The sequence below is a fragment of the Acidimicrobiales bacterium genome (genome assembly GCA_034521975.1).
Taxonomy (GTDB): domain Bacteria; phylum Actinomycetota; class Acidimicrobiia; order Acidimicrobiales; family SKKL01; genus SKKL01.
This window is the reverse complement of the sequence record JAXHLR010000009.1, coordinates 111,416-129,029: the sequence shown is the minus strand read 5'-3', so window position 1 is coordinate 129,029 and position 17,614 is coordinate 111,416. Positions and strand designations below refer to the sequence as shown.

General features: G+C 69.7%; 12 protein-coding genes. 3 read left to right on the top strand and 9 right to left on the bottom strand.

Features of this window, described 5'->3' with window-relative positions:
- Positions 1 to 18 precede the first annotated feature (18 nt).
- Complete coding sequence (hrpA, locus tag U5K29_14580; GenBank protein MDZ7679766.1) at positions 19 to 3,759, bottom strand: ATP-dependent RNA helicase HrpA; 3,741 nt, start codon at positions 3,757 to 3,759, stop codon at positions 19 to 21.
- A 138-nt stretch (positions 3,760 to 3,897) separates the two neighbouring features.
- Between hrpA and U5K29_14575 the strand changes: the two genes are divergently transcribed.
- On the top strand, positions 3,898 to 4,980 hold the full coding sequence (locus U5K29_14575) for a fatty acid desaturase (GenBank protein ID MDZ7679765.1): 1,083 nt from the start codon (positions 3,898 to 3,900) through the stop codon (positions 4,978 to 4,980).
- A gap of 24 nt (positions 4,981 to 5,004) precedes the next feature.
- Here the strand turns inward: U5K29_14575 and U5K29_14570 are convergent, their stop codons facing one another.
- Together U5K29_14570 and U5K29_14565 are read right to left on the bottom strand one after the other, a co-directional pair.
- On the bottom strand, positions 5,005 to 5,430 hold the full coding sequence (locus U5K29_14570) for an arsenate reductase ArsC (GenBank protein MDZ7679764.1): 426 nt from the start codon (positions 5,428 to 5,430) through the stop codon (positions 5,005 to 5,007).
- Complete coding sequence (locus tag U5K29_14565; GenBank protein ID MDZ7679763.1) at positions 5,427 to 6,173, bottom strand: helix-turn-helix domain-containing protein; 747 nt, start codon at positions 6,171 to 6,173, stop codon at positions 5,427 to 5,429. The genes U5K29_14570 and U5K29_14565 overlap by 4 nt, the downstream gene beginning before the upstream one ends.
- Before the next feature lie 106 nt (positions 6,174 to 6,279).
- Between U5K29_14565 and U5K29_14560 the strand changes: the two genes are divergently transcribed.
- Entirely contained in the window at positions 6,280 to 7,287 is a 1,008-nt protein-coding gene (locus tag U5K29_14560; GenBank protein ID MDZ7679762.1) for an ATP-binding cassette domain-containing protein, read from the top strand.
- On the top strand, positions 7,284 to 8,111 hold the full coding sequence (locus tag U5K29_14555; GenBank protein ID MDZ7679761.1) for an ABC transporter permease: 828 nt from the start codon (positions 7,284 to 7,286) through the stop codon (positions 8,109 to 8,111). Before U5K29_14560 ends, U5K29_14555 begins: the two co-directional genes overlap by 4 nt.
- Positions 8,112 to 8,134: 23 nt before the next feature.
- Here the strand turns inward: U5K29_14555 and ung are convergent, their stop codons facing one another.
- From ung to U5K29_14525, 6 genes are all read right to left on the bottom strand, one after another.
- Entirely contained in the window at positions 8,135 to 8,815 is a 681-nt protein-coding gene (gene ung, locus U5K29_14550; GenBank protein ID MDZ7679760.1) for a uracil-DNA glycosylase, read from the bottom strand.
- 39 nt (positions 8,816 to 8,854) lie between these two features.
- Positions 8,855 to 9,163, bottom strand: coding sequence for a hypothetical protein (locus U5K29_14545; protein MDZ7679759.1), 309 nt, complete (start codon positions 9,161 to 9,163; stop codon positions 8,855 to 8,857).
- 203 nt (positions 9,164 to 9,366) lie between these two features.
- On the bottom strand, positions 9,367 to 11,463 hold the full coding sequence (locus tag U5K29_14540; GenBank protein ID MDZ7679758.1) for an EAL domain-containing protein: 2,097 nt from the start codon (positions 11,461 to 11,463) through the stop codon (positions 9,367 to 9,369).
- 119 nt (positions 11,464 to 11,582) lie between these two features.
- Complete coding sequence (locus tag U5K29_14535; GenBank protein MDZ7679757.1) at positions 11,583 to 14,618, bottom strand: MFS transporter; 3,036 nt, start codon at positions 14,616 to 14,618, stop codon at positions 11,583 to 11,585.
- Entirely contained in the window at positions 14,615 to 16,954 is a 2,340-nt protein-coding gene (locus U5K29_14530; GenBank protein ID MDZ7679756.1) for an ABC transporter permease, read from the bottom strand. The genes U5K29_14535 and U5K29_14530 overlap by 4 nt, the downstream gene beginning before the upstream one ends.
- The gene (locus U5K29_14525; protein ID MDZ7679755.1) at positions 16,951 to 17,550 is read right to left on the bottom strand and encodes a DUF4352 domain-containing protein; all 600 of its coding nucleotides are present in this window, start codon (positions 17,548 to 17,550) and stop codon (positions 16,951 to 16,953) included. Before U5K29_14525 ends, U5K29_14530 begins: the two co-directional genes overlap by 4 nt.
- Positions 17,551 to 17,614: the final 64 nt, after the last annotated feature.

Below are 17,614 nucleotides of genomic sequence, written 5' to 3'. Positions count from 1 at the left end.
GGTTCGGGGCGCCGATCCTCAGGACCGTTCGAGCGCGGCCATCGCGGTCCAGATGCGCTTCTCGCTGACCGGCTGGGCCGTACCGAGCGGCTGGGCGAAGGTGGCGACCCGCATCTCCTCGAGGAGCCAGCCCACCTCCTCCAGCTCCGGCGACCAGGGCACCCGCGCCCGAACCGCCTCGTAGTCGGCCTCGAGGCGGCGGCAGACGGCCATGCGCCGGCGGTCGCGCTGGGGGTCGTCGGTGAGGGTGTCGAGCCGGCGCTCGATGGCCCGGAGATAGCGGGCCACGTGGGCGAGCTGGTCGATGCCGACGGCGGTGCACATTCCCGGGTAGACGAGCCGCCGCAGCTGGGACCCGATGTCGTCGACCGCCTCGGCGAACCCGGGACCGGTGGTCCGGTCGAGGGTCGCGGCGATCCGTTGGTGGCGATCGAGCACCGTGGTGGCACCGGTCCAGGCGTCACGAAGCGCATCGCTCATCCCGTCTCGCACGTGCTCGACCAGGAGCTCGAACTCCTCGCCGGTCCACGCCGGGCCACCTGCCGTGTCGATCAGGTGGTCGAAGACCGCGGTGAGCAGATCGTCGAGCCACTCGTCCTCACCGCGATACGGGCTCGCCGCGATGGCCTCGCGGACCGATGCGGTCGGGAGTCGGCCCAGCGCACGCGCGGCGGCCGGCAGCTGCAGTCGCAGCAAGCGGCGGGTGCCGTCCCACATGGCCGGAGCCTGCTCGCGGCGGTCGGGCAACGCCCGCACCGCGACGGTGGAACCCTCATCGACCAGGGCGGGGTAGACCATGACCTGGTGCCGGCCGGTTCGCACCCGCTGCCGCTTGGGGATCGAGCCTCCGGGCCAGGCGGTGAGACCGGCCACCTCGATGTCCAGGCCGAGGGCGGCGATCGCCTCGCGCACGTGGGCGTGCAAGCGGTGCCTCAGGGCATCGAGGTCCTTGTCGGTCGCGAGGGTGTTGCCCCGGTCATCGTGGACGCGGAACGACATCCGGAGATGGCCGGGCACCTGGTCGAGGTCGAACCAGTCCCGTCGGACCACCTCGCCGGTGAGCGCCGCCACCTCGTCGCGCAACGCCGCCGTGAGGCGTCCGGCATCGGGGTCGAGTCGGAGGAGCAGGTCCTGAACCGTGTCGGGGACCGGTACGAGCCGGCGGCGCGTGGCCTTGGGCAGTGATCGAACCAGCGCCTCGACCAGCTCGGCCCGGTGTCCGCGGACGTTCCACTCGAACTCGGTGGCATCGAGGTGGGGGAGCAGCGAGACGGGAACCTCGACGGTGATGCCGTCGGTGGGACTCGAGGGATCGAACTCGTAGCTGAGGGGCAGCGACACCGAGCCCGATGTCCAGTGGTCGGGGAAGTCGTCGCGATCGATCTCGCCCGCCGACGGGTCGATGAGCACGTCGAGGGGCAGGTCGAGCAGGTGCGGGTCACGCGACCGGCGGCGGCGCCACCAGCGGTCGAAGTGGCGGGTCGACACGATGTGGTCGGGGATGTGTTCGTCGTAGTAGGCGGCGATCCGTTCGGGGGCGGCCACCAGGTCGCGGCGGGCGCGGGCCCCGAGCGCCTCGACCTCGTGGACTCGTTCCTCGTTGTCGGCGAGGAACCGGTGGCGGGTGTCCCACTCGCCGTCGACGAGGGCGTGCTCGATGAACAGCCGGCGGGCCAGCTCGGGATCGATCGATCCCACCTCCACGGTGCGGTCGGCCACCAGCGTGAGGCCATAGAGCGTCACCCGTTCGGTGGTCATGGCCGACCCCCGGGCGGGGTCCCACCAGGCGTCGCTGTAGCTGCGCGTCACCAGGTGTTCGCCGGCCTGTTCGATCCAGTCCGGCTGGATGCGGGCGACACCCCGCGCCCAGATGCGGTTGGTCTCGACCAGCTCGGCGGCCATCACCCAGCTCGGTGACGAGCTCGACAGCACCGAGTCCCTCGCGATGGCGAACCGGCTGTTGCGAGCGCCGTGGTACTCACGCCGGTCGCCGGTGCGGGTGCCCACATGGGACAGCAACCCCGCGAGCAGCGCCCGGTGCACCTCATCGGGCTCCGCCGGCTGTGAGCGACGTCGGAGGCCGAGCGTCTTGGTCGCGGTGCGGAGCTGGGCGTAGAGGTCCTGCCACTCGCGAATGCGCAGGACGTGGAGGAACTCGGATCGGCAGAGCTTGTTGAACTGGTTGCCCGATCGGCCGCGACGAGTCTCGTGGAGGTGCTCCCAGAGCCGGAGGTAGGACAAGAGATCAGAGCCGGGGACGTCGAAGCGGGCGTGGAGCGAGGCTGCGGTTGCCTGGTCCGGTCCGGTCGGGCGTTCGCGGGGATCCTGGATGGACAGGGCGGAGGCGATCACGAGGACCTCGTGGAGGCAGTCGTTGGCCGCCCCCTCGAGGATCATCCGTCCCAGACGCGGGTCGACCGGCAACTCGGCGAGCGATCGGCCGACGGGGGTCAGCCACCGGCGTGTGCCGGCCTGGTCGGGATCGACGGCGCCGAGCTCCTCGAGCAGCAGGATCCCGTCGCGGATGGCCCGTGCGTCGGGCGGATCGATGAATCCGAAGTCCTCGACCGCTCCCAGACCCAGCGACGCCATCTTGAGGATGACCGACGCCAGGTTGGTCCGCTGCACCTCGGGTTCGGTGAATCGGGGCCGGGCGAGGTAGTCGTCCTCGGAGTAGAGCCGGATGCAGATGCCGGGGCCGAGGCGCCCGCAGCGACCGGCCCGTTGGTCGGCCGAGGCCTGAGACACCGCCTCGATGGGAAGGCGCTGGACCTTGGTCCGGTAGCTGTAGCGGGAGATGCGAGCCGTGCCGGGGTCCACCACGTAGCGGATGCCGGGCACGGTCAGGGAGGTCTCGGCCACGTTGGTCGCGAGCACCACCCGACGACCGCGGTGGGCCTGGAAGACCCGGTGCTGTTCGGCCGAGGTCAGTCGCGCGTACAACGGGAGGATCTCGGTGTCGGGCAGGTGCAGGTCGCGCAGGGCCCCGGCAGCGTCACGGATCTCGCGCTCGCCGCTGCAGAACACCAACACGTCACCGGGACCCTCGCGCTGCAACGAGCGCACGGCGCCGACGATGGCTTCGGACTGGTCGAGCGCCACGCCGGTGTCGGGGTCCTCGGGTGGTTCGTAGCGGATCTCGACCGGATGGGTCCGGCCCGACACCTCGATCACCGGGGCGTCGTCGAAGTGCTCGGCGAACCGGGCCGTGTCGATGGTGGCCGAGGTGATGATCACCGTGAGGTCGGGCCGTCGGGGCAGCAGCTGGTGCAGGTAGCCGAGGAGGAAGTCGATGTTGAGGCTGCGCTCGTGCGCCTCATCGATGATGATCGTGTCGTAGCGCGACAGGAGGCGGTCGCGTTGGATCTCGGCGAGGAGGATGCCGTCGGTCATCACCTTGAGGAGGGTGTCGTCGCCGACCTGGTCGTGGAATCGGACGGTGTAGCCGACCGCCCCGCCGAGCTCGGTGTCGAGCTCGGTGGCGACTCGTTCGGCGATGGTCCGGGCAGCGATGCGGCGAGGCTGGGTGTGGCCGATGAACCCGTCACGCCCACGTCCGGCGGCGAGGCACAGCTTGGGGAGCTGGGTGCTCTTCCCCGAGCCGGTCTCGCCGGCGACCACCACCACCTGGTGCTCGGCGATGGCCGTCACGAGATCGTCGCGGCGCGCGCTGATCGGTAGGTCGGCAGGGAACCGGAGCGCACCGGTCAGGTGCCGGTGGAGCTCGGCGCGGTGAGCATCGCGGGTGGCGGGTGTCATGGGTGGGGCGAACCAGTGTCCAGGTCGGGGACGGTCCAGCTTCGATCACCATCGGGCCAGGGGCAATCCGGGCCCCGTGCGAGCTCGGGACGTTCGGCCCTGGCATCACCTACCTACTGGTAGGTAGGCTCTCGGGCCATGAGCAGTTCGACGATCACCACCCCAGATGCCGCCCAGACCGCCGAGCCGGCTCCCCACTCCCCACGCCGGCTCACCCTCGGTCAGGTGCGCGCCGCGTTCTCCCCACGCTGCTACGAGCGTTCGACCGCGCGGGCGCTGCTGACCCTGGCGTTCGACCTGGCGCTGTACACCGCGCTGATCGCCGCCGCCATCGTGGTCGCCAACCCGGTGCTCACCATCGGCTTCGGCGTCCTCGCCGGGTTCGCGGTGGCGTTCGCGTTCGTGTGGGGCCACGACGCCGCCCACGGGGCGCTGTTCGACTCCGACCGCGTGTCCGAGGTGCTCGGCACCATCGCCATGCTCCCGTCGCTGAACATGTACCGACTCTGGGTGTTCGGCCACAACAAGGTTCACCACGGGTTCACCAGCCTGAGCACCATCGACTGGATCTGGCGACCGTGGACCATCGACGAGTACCGCGCTGCCAGCCGATGGAGCCGGCTCGTGTACCGGCTCGAACGCCACCCCGTCACCTGTGCGCTGCACTACCTGTTGCGGGTGTGGTGGCAGGGCATGGTGCGCTTCCGCCCCGACCCCCGAGCCCGCAGGACCCGCGGGGTGGGCGCCACCAAGGTCATCACGCTGGCCTACGCCCTGGGGCTGGGCACGGTGGCGTGGCTCCTCGGTGGTCCGGTCGCCGCGGTGGCCGCGGTCGTTGTTCCCTTCGTGGTGTTCACGTGGTTCATCGCGTTCTTCGTCTACCTGCACCACACCCACCCCGACGTGGCCTTCTACGACGAGCGTCGCGAGTGGAGCGCCCTCGACGGACAGCTCCGCAGCTCGATCACGATCCGGTGCAACCCGGTGTGGGAGCACCTCACCCACCACATCCTCGTGCACACGCCCCACCACGTGGACACCCGCATCCCCTTCTACCGGCTCGCGGGCGCCTCGGCCGACCTGGCGGCCGTCCACGGCGACGAGATCACCACCTACCGGTTCCGGTGGCGCACGGTCAGGCACATCTTCCGCACCTGCAAGCTCTACGACTTCACGACCCACCGCTGGTCGGGCTTCGAGGCAGCGACCACCGAGCGGTAGCGGGCGAGGGTCGCGACCGTGGCGCTACGAGGTGGCGGTGTCGGGTACGAGTTCGTCGAGCAGCTCGCGGACCCGGCGGTCGATGTCGTCGCGGATGGGACGCACCGCCTCGACCCCCTTGCCGGCGGGGTCGTCCAATGACCAGTCGAGGTATCGCTTGCCGGGGTAGAAGGGGCACTCGTCACCACAGCCCATGGTGATCACCACGTCGGAGGCCTCGACGGCGGGGTCATCGAGCGCCTTGGGGTGAGCGCCGGACGCGAGCAGGTCGATCCCGACTTCGGCCATGGCATCGACGACGGCGGGGTTGATCTCCTCGGCGGGGGCGGTGCCCGCCGAGCGAACCACGACCCGGTCGCCCGCGTGGTGCTGCAACAGGGCGGCCGCCATCTGGGACCGGCCGGCGTTGTGGACACAGACGAAGAGAACCTCAGGTGCTTCGGTGGTCATGGATCGTGCCTTCCTTCGGGTGGGGGAGGGGAGCGATGCGCCGTGCCGCCCGCACTGGGGGCGAAGCAGCGCTCGATGCGTCCGCGGAGCTCGACGACGACTCGGTCGAAGGTCTCCGGGGTGTTGGCGACGACCGGGTCGGGGACCGACCAGTGGAGGTGGCTCGGCACGGGCCCGAGAGCCTCGTGGGCCCGGTCGCACACGGTGACCACGAGCGAGGGTGGGTCGACGACCTCGTGGAGAGGTCGTGGACGGGCGTCGCCCAGGTCGAGGCCGGCGCGGCGGGCCGCTCTGATCGCGCCGGGGGCCACGCGGTCGCTGGGATCGGTGCCCGCCGAGAGGGCGTGCTCGCCGGTGACCGACCGCCAGAGCGCGGCCGCGAGCTGGCTTCGCGCCGAGTTGTGGGTGCACACGAACAACGCCGGTCGAGCCGGCGTCCGCACCACGTCGGGGAGGTACGGCACCTGCAGGAGCAGGCGCACATAGCGGCGACGCCGGTCGCCGCTGGAGGGTGTTCGTTCGACCAGGCCCACCCGCTCCAGGACGTCGAGGTGGTGGGAGAGCAGGTTCGAAGGCAGCTGCAACGACCGGCCGAGCTCGGCCGGTGAGCGGTCGGAGATGGCCAACGAGTCGACGATGGCGAGGCGGCTCGGGTCGCCCAAGGCCGCGTGCCGTGTCGCCCGCACGTGGAGCGACGAGTCCGATGTCGACGAGTGGGGCACGTCGCCATCGTAATCACTCAACGCGGATTGAGTCGATCGGTGGTGAGTGGCCTCGTCGGTGCCGGGCGTGGTGTGATTGGCCCTTGATGCGAATCGGCACGAGGGTGATCGGTCGGCGGGGATCGCCATGGGTGGGCTCATGAACGCGGTGGTGGCCGAGGGCCTGACGAAGCGGTTCGGAACGACCGAGGCGCTCCGGGGCGTCGATCTGGAGGTGGCCCGGTCGAGCGTGCTCGGTGTCCTCGGGCCCAACGGCGCGGGCAAGACCACCGCGGTGCGAATCCTCACCACCCTGCTCGCGCCCGACGCGGGGCGGGCATGGATCGATGGCATCGATGTGATGGCCGACCCCCGCGAAGCGCGCGCCCGCATCGGACTCACCGGCCAGTACGCCGCGGTCGACGAGCGCCTCACCGGCTTCGAGAACCTCGAGCACGTGGGCCGGTTGTTCCACCGGCCCAAGCGTGAGGCACGGCGCCGCGCCTCGGAACTGCTCGAGCGGTTCGACCTCGTCGAGGCCGGGTCACGGGTCACCGGCGGCTACTCGGGGGGCATGCGCCGACGGCTCGACATCGCGATGAGCCTGGTCGGCGATCCCGCAGTGCTGTTCCTCGATGAACCGACCACCGGGCTCGACCCCCGGAGCAGGATCGCGGTGTGGGAGCTCATCGACGAGCTCACCGCCGCCGGCACCACGACGCTGCTCACCACTCAGTACCTCGACGAAGCCGACCGGCTCGCCGACGAGATCGCGGTGATCGACCTGGGCAGGGTCATCGCTCGTGGCACGCCCGCCGATCTGAAGCGCCGGGTGGGTGGCGAGCAGGTGGTCGTGACCCTGGCCGACCACCGCGACATCGACCGGGCCCGGGAGGTCTTGGCGCCTCACGCCTGCGGTGAGCTGGTGGTCGATCCCGGCGGCCGCTCGGTGCGGGTTCCCGTCGAGACCCTCGACGGCGTGGTCCCGCGGCTCATCCGTCATCTCGACAACCTGGGACTTGTGGTGGACGACGTTGCGACCGCGCGCGCGACGCTCGACGACGTGTTCTTCGCCCTCACCGGGCATCCTGTCGACGATCCCCCCGCCGAGGACCAGGGGCAGCGGTCCAGGACCGCCGAGGTGGGGGCGACATGATCGCCGGGGTCGATGCCGCACCCGACGCCGGGTACGCCCGCGGAGCGCACCATCGCCGACTGTTGATCCTGCGGGACAGCTGGGTCGAGGCCCTGCGCCACCTGCGGGCGATGCCCCGAAGTCCCGAGCTCTTGGTCTACGCCGCGGTGCAGCCGGTCATGTTCGTCGTCATGTTCGTCTACGTGTTCGGCGGGGCGATCATGGTGCCCGACTACGACGACTACAAGCAGTTCCTCATCCCGGGCATCTTCGCCCAGACCGTGCTGTGGGGGTCGGCCTTCACCGGGGTCGGCCTGGCCGAGGACCTCACCAAGGGCATCGTGGACCGACTCCGCTCCCTGCCGATCGCGCAGGGTGCAGTCCTGATCGGGCGCACGCTGTCCGATCTGGTGCGCAACATCTTGACCTTCGTGATGATGATCGGTCTGGCGCTGCTGGTCGGCTTCCGCTTCGACGGGACCGTGAGTGGAGCGGTCATGGCCACCTTGTTGCTGCTCGCCTTCAGCTACGCGTTCAGCTGGATCCAGGCCTGGATCGGCCTGTCGGTGAAGACCGTCGAGGCGGCCAACTCCGGTGGGTTCATCTGGATGTTCCCGCTCACGTTCGTGTCGTCGGCCTTCGTCTCCCCCTCGACGATGCCGGGATGGCTCCAGCCCGTCGCCGAGCACAACCCCTTCACGACCCTCACCGACGCGACTCGAGCCCTCTACAACGGCCGAGAGGCCGGCAACGATCCGTGGATCGCGCTGGGCTGGGCGGTCGCCATCACCGTGGTGTTCGCCGTCGTCGCCACCCGGAAGTTCGCGGCGACCGCCAAGCGCTGACCCGAGGCCGCTCGGTCCGTGGATCAGTGCTCTCCGTCGACCCTCCAGTCGACGGGCTCGCGTCCGGCTTCCTCGAGGGCGGCGTTGGTTCGCGAGAAAGGGCGGCTGCCGAAGAACCCGCTGCTGGCCGACAGCGGAGAAGGGTGGGGGCTCTCGATCACGCCATGTCGGTGAGCGCCGACCTGGGCGACCAGCTCCTTCTTCTTGCGTGCCGCAGCTCCCCACAGGATGAACACGACGCGGTCGGGCTTGGCGGCCACCGCACGGATGACCTGGTCGGTGAACCGCTCCCAACCCTTGCCGTTGTGGGAACCGGCACGGCCGGCACGGACGGTGAGCGTGGCGTTGAGCAACAGCACCCCCTGACGTGCCCAGGCCTCGAGGTTGCCGTGGTCGGGTGGAGCCAGGCCGAGGTCCGACTCGCGCTCGGCGTAGATGTTGCGCAGCGACGGAGGGATGTCGACACCGCCGGGGACCGAGAAGCACAGGCCGTGTGCCTGTCCGGGCCCGTGGTAGGGGTCCTGGCCGAGGATGACCGCCCGGACCGAGGCGAACGGGGTGAGGTGCAGCGCGGCGAACACCTGCTGCGGTGGGGGATAGACCCGGTGCGCGTGCCGCTCGCTGGCGACGAACTCCTGCAGCTCGGACCAGTAGGGGGCATCGAGCTGGTCGCGGAGGACGGGGTTCCAGTCGGTCTTGGGCACGGATGCAGGCGTGTGGTCGAAGCGCCGCGGCCAGCGGGCTCAGTCGATCGGGAGCCGGGCCATGAGGTCGGCCTTGCGCTCCTCGTACTCCTCGAACGAGATGGCCTTGGAGTCGAACTGCTGCTGGAGCTGTTCGACCAGGACCAGCAGCTCGGAGGCGGACAGCGGCTTCTCGCTCGGCCCGAGGTCCCATTCGCCACCGACAGCGGTGTCTGGTCCGGGGTCTGACCGCTCGTCGGAGGTGGCGGGGGTCTCGAGCCCCATCCGTCGGGCGCGCTTGGCGTCTGCCTTGGCCTTCTTGGCCCGGTCGCGCTGCAGCTTCTCGAACGTGGTGCGGTTGGCTCCCATGACAGTGGGTCCCTTGCAATCGACATCGGTGATCGTGCCCGCCCAGCGGGGCAGCCTTGCGCTTCCGCCGAAAGCGCGGCGCTCGCGAGGGCACCGGGCACGGTGGACCCATTCTAGGGCCTCGCCGGGCGGGATCGCACGCTCTGCAACGGTCGCGCGGCGCTACACGGGGCTGGAATCGCGCGGGTCCGGCGGGGCGCGCCTCAGTGACCGGGGTCGAAGACCGAGTCGAGCGAGGAGAGCGGGCCGGGTCGAGCGATGAGGAACCCCTGGGCCACATCGCATCCCAGGACGGTCAGGAAGTTCTGTTGCTCCACGAGCTCGACGCCTTCGGCCGCCACCGGGATCCCCAGCGCATGCCCCATCTGGATCACGGCTCGGACCATGGCGGCATCCGACGGTGACTCGGTCATCCGCTCGACGAAGAACTGATCGATCTTGAGGAGGTCGGGCCCGAGGCGTCGCAGGGTCGTGAGCGAGGTGTACCCGGTGCCGAAGTCGTCGATGGCCACCGACACACCTGCCTCGCGCAGCGGCCGGAGGGCCTCGACGGCCCCCACCGGATCGTCGAGGATCGCGTCCTCGCCGAGCTCGAGGTAGAGACTGGTGGGCGGCAGCCCGTGGTCCGAGAGCGTTTGTAAGATCCGGCTCGCGTACCCCGGGTGGAACAGCTCGCTGGCGGCGACGTTGATGCTCATCCACGGCACCTCGCCCCCGTCGGGACCCTGGCGGGACGTGCGCCAACGCGCCGCGTCGGCGCAGGCGAGCTCGAAGAGCTCCTGTCCCAGGTCGGGCAGGATCCCGGATTCATCGGCGACCTCGAGGAAGGCCTCGGGTAGCAGCAGTCCGCGCTCTGGATGGTCCCAGCGCATCAGTGCCTCGACGCCAACCACCTTGCGATCGGCCAACCTCACCAGGGGCTGGAGCGCGAGTACCACCTGGTGCTCATCGAGTGCCGCCCGCAGCCGGAGCTCCAACTCCTCGTGGCGATGCACCTGCTCGCGGAGGGCGGCGTCGAACCGTACAGCTTGGCCACGTCCCTTGGTCTTGGCGGTGTACATGGCCGTGTCGGCATCGCGGAGCAGCGTGCGGGGATCGCCCCCCTCTTCGGCGACCACCACACCGATGCTCCCCCCGATGCTGATCTCACGATCGCGGACCACGATGGGCTCGTCGAAGGCGGCGTGAACCCGCTCGACGACCAGGTCGACGGTGTCGGCCACGAGCAGATCCTCGACCACGACCGCGAACTCGTCGCCTCCGAAGCGGGCCACGGTGTCACCCGGCCTCACCGCCTCGGTCAGCCGGCCGGCCACCTCGCGGAGCGCCTCGTCACCCACCTGGTGGCCGAAGGTGTCGTTGATGACCTTGAAGCGGTCGAGGTCGACGAAGAGCACGGCGAAGGGACGTTGGGTGCGAACGGCGCGGGCCGATGCATGGCGGAGCCGGTCCTCGAGAAGGTTGCGGTTGGGGAGTCCGGTGAGCGGGTCGTGGGTGGCCAGGTGCATCAGCGTCTGGTCGGCTTGTCGCGCCTCGGTGACGTCACGGGCGATCAACTGGATGGCCGCGAATCCGTCCCAGATCGTCGGGATGCTCGTGACCTCCACCGCCACGGTGCTGCCGTCGAGGCGTCGCACGATTCGATCGATCGGAGAGATCGGACGATCCAACCCCGTCACCCCGGTCGGCGTGCCCGGCTGAGGGTCGTCGGGCTCGGCTTGGACCAGGTCCGCGGGGTCCAAGCCGACCAGCTCGTAGCGGTCGCTGGCACCGAGGAGCCGCACCGCCGCGGGGTTGGCGTGGACCACGGTCTCGTTCTGGTGGATGAGGATCGCTTCGGGCGATGCCTGGACCACCGCCCGATACCGCTCGTCGCGGAGCTGGACCGCTGCTTCGGCCTCCACCCGTTCGGTCACGTCGCGGATGCTGATGATGAACGCCTGCACATCGGGAAGCGAGAGCAGGTTCGACGCCCGAGCCTCGACGTGGCGCCACGAGCCGTTCTGGTGGCGCAGCCGGAAGGTGGGATACGAATCGGGGGTGCCGCCGCCGAGACCTCGCTCGAGCACCATCCGGATCCGGTCGGAGTCGTCGGTGTGGACGAGGTGGAAGCCGGTGGAGCCCACCAGGTCCGACTCGTCCCACCCGAAGACCCGACGCACCGACGGGCTCACATAGGTGATGGTGCCGCTCGCGTCGAGCGCGACGAGCACGTCGGAGGACCGTTCGACGACGGCCTTCCACCAGCCGGTGGGATGCCCGTTCGGTCCCCCGCGGTCACCGATCTCGGCAGAGCTCACGTGACGCCCGCTGGGTGTTGTCGACTGGGTCCATGTTCGGACCGACCTCCGTGGCGGCGAGGTCCGATCCCCACCCATGTCCCCATCGGCGAGTCGCCGTCGTTCGTGAGGCCTGGGGCCTACCCGCCGTCCTCGCCACCGGTGGGTCCTGACCGACCGATGACCGCCTCGTTGGTGCCCAGGTACGACGCCACGACCCGGGGATCGTGCATCACCTCGTCGGGTGTGCCCCTGATGACGACCTCGCCGAGCTCGAGCGCCAGGATCTCGTCGGACACCGAGCGGATCAGCGGCATGTCGTGCTCGATGACCACGAGGCTGGCTCCGGTGACCTCGCGGATGCGCGCCAGCATCGGGCCGAGGGCCTCGCTCTCGCGCTGGGCGATCCCCGACGACGGCTCGTCGAAGAGGATGACCGTGGGTTCGTGGGCCAGGATGCAGGCGATGTCGACGATCCGGCGGCTGCCGGTGGACAGCTCGCGGACGAACTTGGTGGCGAAGGCCTCGAGACCGAGCATCCCGATGAGCTCGTCGGCACGGGCCGCGACCTTGCGTTCGGAGTCGCGGACCACGGGGAGCCCCAGGGCGGTGGCGACGGGGTCCCGAACCTCGACGGTGCGCTCGAGCGCCAGCGAGATCGTCTCCTTGACCGTGAGGCCCGGGAACAGCCGTGCGTCCTGGAACGAGCGCCCCAAGCCCAACCCGGCACGGGCGCTGGGAGACAGGTGGGTGATGTCGCGACCGTCGAACCACAGCCGTCCACGGTCGGGGGTGAGATAGCCCGACAGCAGGTCGAACAAGGAGGTCTTGCCCGCGCCGTTCGGCCCGATGATCCCGAGGATCTCGCCGCGTCGCAGGTCGAAGCTGATGTCGTTGACGGCGAGGACGCCCGAGTAGGAGCGGGTGAGCCCTTCTGCTCTGAGGACGGGCGCATCGGCGTCCACGTCCTGGTTCGAGCGTGTCCTGGCGGCGACCCGGGGCGATTCATCGGCGCCCTCGAGCGAGGCAGCCCCTTCCAGGAAGACCGCCCGCAGGATGTCGGGGCGTTCGAGCAGTTCGCTGGTGGGTCCCTTGAAGCGGATCTCGCCCTTCTCCATGAAGTACGCGGTCTCGGCGACGGTGAGGGCGACGTTGATCGACTGCTCGACGAGGATGATCGTCGTGCCGCGAGCGCGGATCGCCTCGACCACCTCGAGCAGACGCTCGACGATCACCGGGGCCAGGCCGAGCGAGAGCTCGTCGATCATCAGCAGGCGGGGCTTGGCGATGAAGGCCATCGACAGGGTGAGCATCTGCTGCTCGCCGCCGGAGAGGTTCCCGGCGGCATCGTTCCAGCGCCGGCGGAGGATCGGGAAGTGTCCGAGGACCTCCTCGGTGGCAGCCTGGAGGTACTCGGGTTCGTCGACGTAGGGCCATCCCGCCAGCCTGATGTTCTCACCGACCGACAGCGACGGGAAGATCCCCTTGCCGCCGGGCACCTGGACCACCCCGTGGCGCACGATCTCGTTCGGGGGTGCGTTGCTGATGTTGACCCCGTCGAAGATGATCGCCCCGGCCGAGGGCTCGACGAGCCCCGAGATGGTCTTCAACAGCGTGGACTTGCCCGCACCGTTGGTGCCGAGCAGCGCGATGATCTCTCCTTCGTCGATCTCGAAGTCGACGTCGAAGAGCACTTGGACGGTGTCGTAGTGCACGTCGAGCTCTTTGACCAGGAGGAGCTTGGCCCGGCCCTCGTCGCGGGCCTTGCGCACCTCGGCCATCGCCACCGTCGATGTGCGCACCTTGTGGATGTCGGGTGTGATGAAGGGCCCGGCGGAGGTGATCATCGCCACCCCCAGCAGGATCATGGGGCAGAGGACGATGAGCGAGGTCCGCAGGCCCCACTGATCGGCCAGCGCGCCCAGGATGGGCCCCGCCAGCAGCGACGGGATGATGAACAGGTTCCCGATGGTGAAGCCCATCGAACGGACCCGGGGCGGGATGATGAGCGACGTGGCAGCGGCCAGTCCGGGTGCGGTGGACGAGGTGACCAAGGCGAGTGCGGCTCGCATGGCGATGACCATCGGCAGGTTCTCGGTGAACACCAGGAGGAAAAGGGCGACGACCTGCAGCGCGCCGGCGACGCCGAGGAACTTGAGCAGCAGCGCCGGATCCTTGCGCATCAGCTTGGTGGCGATGGGGATGCCGATGAGCAGGCCGACGATCTGGAAGGGCTCGGTGGCTGCCGACACCAGTCCGCGCTGGTACTCGTCGAGCCCGAGCACGTCGGCATAGAAGAGCTGCAGCAAGGGCGAGAGCGTGAAGATGGGGATGGCCAGCACTGGAGTGGCGATCCAGATGCGGCGCAGCGTCCGCACCTGCCACAGCACCCGCCACGCCTCGGCCATCGAGGCGGGGGCCTCCTCGGTGGTGGAGGTGGTCTCGTCGGCTCCGTGCGCCTGGCGCTCGTGGAACCCCCTCACCGGTTCCTTGAGCCGCAGCGCGAGCAGCACGAAGATCATCGTGGGGACGGCGAACACGAAGAACGGGGTGCGCCAGGTGAAGTAGAACGCCAGGGTCCCCGCAGCGATCGGCCCGATGATGCGACCGATCGAGTTCGCCGCGTCGTGGGCGGCGAACACCGCGGGGCGGACGTTGATCGAGTAGTAGTCCGAGAGCAACGGCCGGTGGGTGGCGCCGTTGACCGCTCGTCCGAGGTTGGCCGCACCCCGCACGCCGCCAACCATCCAGATGTTGGTCGCGGCGCCGGTCAGCGCCGAGGCCACGCCCCAGGCGGCGGCGCCGCCCGCGGCGATGCGGGTGCGGTTGCGTCGATCGGCGAGGTGGGCGAGCGGGATCTCGAGGAACAGCACGAAGAAGCCGACCACCGAGACGAGCGTGAGGATGCCGGTGATCCCCAGGCCGAAGTGGTCGCGGATGTTGGGGAGCAAGACGTTGAACGCCTCGCGGTCCAGCTCGTCGACCACGTTGAGCCCGAACAGGACGAACAGCGGGAAGACCGGGGCCCCCTGGGTGATGTTGGAGGGCTTCCAGTCGCGGAGCCGTTCGGACAGGGGGCGCGTGCCGGCACCGGACTCGGTGGCCTTGCGACGACGCGACGCCGGTCCCTCGGGCTCGTCTCCCTGATCTGTCGAGGGCGTGTCGTGGGTGGTCACCGGCGACCTCCTCGCCCGGTCGGCGCTTCGGAGTCGGTGCTCGGGGGAGCGATGAGCGGTGCATCGTCATCGGGGAGCCGGGGTGGCGCCGGTACCGGCGCCTCGCCGTCGACCCCCTCGTCGTCCAACTCCTCGGAATCGGCGCGACGCCGGCCGCGAGCTGTGGCGGCGGAGGCCCGGGAGGCATCCATGAAGTCGGCCATCTGGCGGACGAACTCCATGCCCTTTTCGCGGCTGCTGGTGATGCCGTCGAGGTCGGCTGCGTCGGCGAAGAGGCTGGGGACCATGATCTTGCGCCGTTCGGCCACCCGGCGGAGGATGCCGTCGCGGCCGCGGTAGATGAGCGAAGCCAGGCCGCCGGGCAGGGCGATGAGGACCGCGAGGAGGCCGAGGCCGCTGGCGAAGAAGCTCAGCTCGCTGGGGAGGAAGTTCTGCGTGCCCTTGACGTAGAGGGCGCCGACGATGCCACCGGGAATCGAGCCGAGTCCCCCGATGACCACCATGGTGAAGACGGCGAGGCTCTCGGTCGTGGCATAGGGCTGGATGCCGAAGTCCCGCTGGTGGTGGACGAACACCGCGCCCGCGAACGCGGCGATGAAGCCCGAGATCGCGAACGCGGTGAGCTTGGCTCGAACCAGGTTGACCGCATAGGCCTGCGCACCCCGCTCGTTCTCCCGGACACCGACGATCACCCGCCCGACCCGCGACTGACGGAGCTGTCTGGCCATGGCCATCATCAGCAACAGGCAGGCGAAGGCGAAGTAGTAGTACTGGGTCTCGGTGCCGAGGGGGATCACGCCGAACAGCTCGCCACGGTCGACGCGACCGTCGGGGAGCCACCAACCGAAGTCGCCCCGGTTCAGGAAGTAGCCGGAGGTGGCGGCGGCGAAGGCCAGGGTGATCACGGCGAGGAACAGCCCCTTGACCCGAAGCGCCGGGAGACCGATCACCACCGCCATGACGGCGCCGACGACGGCCGCCACGAGGATCGCCAGGGAGATGTCCCACCCGAACCTGGTCGTGATGGCGCCGGCGATCGCAGCGCCGAAGCCGAAGAACGCGATCTGGCCGAGACTGACCTGGCCGGCCCACCCGGTGAGCACCACCAGAGATACCGCCACCATGGCGTAGATGAAGATCGTCGCCGCGAGGTTGATCTGGCTCACCGACAGCACCGGCGGGAGTGCCAGGGCGACGGCCAGCAGGGCCAGGTACACGGCGCGGAACCCCCAGCGGACCTCGGGAAGGCCGGCGAGCTCCGGTGGCACCGGGCGCACGTCGGCGACGGCCTGCCAGTTGGACTGCTCGTCGGTGCGAGCCAGCTTGGCCCGGCGTTGGATCAGGAGCACGACCAGCAGGACACCGAAGATCACCGGCGCGACCAGCGCGCTGCGGTCGGTGTTCCAGAAGATGCCCCGTTCGAGGATTCCCAGTCCGACCGCCGACCAGAAGATCACCGCCATGCGCTCCATGCGGCCGATGACACAAGCGGCCAGGGCCCGGATGAGGATGGTGGGGCCGAGCACCGTGCCGAGCGAGAGGCCGAGCACGCCCGCCCGCAGGAACAGGGCGAGGAACGCGAGGAAGCTGGCGATGACCCACACGATGGTGCCGATGCGCCTCACGGGGATGCCGAGCAGCATGGCGCGGTCGGCGCTCTCGGCGCTGGCCCGGACCGCGATGCCGATGCGGGTGTAGCGGAAGAACGCCGAGAGCGCCGCGACCGAGGCGACGATCGCCACCAGGGCGATGATGTCGTTGCCGCCGAACACGACGGTGCCGATGTTGAACCGGGCGTCGAACGGCGCCGGGAAGGTGCCGCTGATGCCGCTGTCGGGGAAGATGCCCGGCCAGGCGTTGTTGAGCAGCGACGGCAGGATGAGGCCGAAGCCGGCCAACGCCTGGGCCAGGCCAAGAGTGGCGACCGTGAGGATCAGGCGGGGCGCGTTGGCGAAGCGGCGGATGATGGTGAACTCCACCAGGGCGCCGAGCGCGAGGGCTCCGGCGATTCCGATGGGGAGGGCGAGCAGGAACGGTACCCCTGCCCCGGAGATGAGCAGGACGGTGAACACCGTCGGCACCGCGCCGAGGTCGCCCTGGGCGAAGTTGATGATGCGGTTGGCTCGGTAGACCAGCGCGATGCCGAGGGCGATGAGGGCGGTGAGCCCGCCGATGATCGCGCCTTGTACCATCACGCCGAGGGGCATGGGCAACAGGACCGACTGAATGGCGAGGAACCCGGCCCCACACGCGGCGATCAGACCCGCCGACCGCAGCGACTCGGCGGTGATGAGCGGTGGGCGCCGGCCGACTGTGGCGGTGGTGGCGGCGGTCATTCGGCGTCTTCAGGGCTGCTTTCGAAGACCCACACGCCGCGCTCGGCATCGATGACGTCCTCGGTCGGAGGGTCGGGGCGGTAGATGAGCGCGAACTGACCGTCGAGGTCGCCGACGGTGTAGATGACCTGACCCTCCCCGGTCTCTCCCGGAGCGAGGACGTCGGGACGGGTGACCGAGCTGCCTTCGAGCTGGGTCTCGGTGCTGATGTTGGCCGTGTTGGAGACCGTTTCGTCGGGCTTTTCGATCTGGAACTGTCGACGGTGGAAGTCGATCTCGCGGGAGGTCGTGTTCTCGACCCTCACGCGGGCCCAGATGTAGCCCCAGGTGTCGAACTCGTTGTACTCGGCGACGCGCCCCACCTCGAGCACGGTGGCGGTGATGCCGTAGACCTCGAGCGGGTCGCCCACGCGGCCCTCGACGTCGCCGGCCTCGCGGAGCGGGCGCTCGACGTCGATGCTCGAATCGTCGGCATCCTCGCTGCCGGGAAGCACGCACCCGGCCACCAAGGCGGCGGCGGCGACCGCGAACAACAACTGGCGGCGCGGAGCGGCGCCCCGGCGCGCGGTTCGCGGCGTGGTCGGCTCGACTTGCATGTTCCCCCCTGAGATGTCAAGTGCGACACGTCGCGAAGCAGCCGCGTTCCAACCTGCGGCCATG